The sequence below is a fragment of the Pseudoalteromonas sp. TAB23 genome, from assembly GCF_000498075.1.
Classification (GTDB): Bacteria; Pseudomonadota; Gammaproteobacteria; order Enterobacterales; family Alteromonadaceae; genus Pseudoalteromonas; species Pseudoalteromonas arctica.
On the sequence record NZ_AUTP01000017.1, the window covers coordinates 1 to 558 of the forward strand.

Annotated in this window: 1 pseudogene; it reads right to left on the reverse strand. The window is 44.6% G+C overall.

The window, feature by feature from the left end:
- A pseudogene (locus tag L654_RS0100235) lies at positions 1–558 on the reverse strand (leucyl aminopeptidase family protein); the annotation flags it as partial.

A 558-nucleotide genomic window follows, 5' to 3' on the forward strand; every position in this document is an offset into this window, starting at 1 on the left:
GAGCCAATAGAGTTACGAACAACAGCCAAGTACGATACTACTTTAACGCCTTTAGGCTGATAATCCGCAACGGCTTTCATAAAGCCCGCAACAGAAGCAGCGCCACCTTTATCGCGACTCATGCCTGCCATATGACCACCTACTTTTAAATCTGCACCGCCTGTATCGTATACAAGACCCTTACCTACAAACATAAGTGTACGAGTAATTTCGCCCCCTGGTACATATTCAAGCTTAACAACACGTGGGTGATGGCGCTCAACTGCATACGATGCACGAGCAACAGTACTTAACATTGGGTAGTTTTTATCAATAGCTGCAATATCATCAATTACGTCAACCGCAATGTTTGAGCCTTTAAATAAATCAACGCAGTAATCAGCAAAACGTGGTGGAGCCATACGCTCAGGTTCAGTGCCACATAAGTCACGCGCTGCATATTGGCCTGCAGCAATTGCATTAACAGCTTTGATTGTTTGCTCGCTTGCGCCAACTAAACCAATTTGAGTAATAGGTTCAATACTTTCACCGTGATATTCACGCGCTTCTAATGGCTGC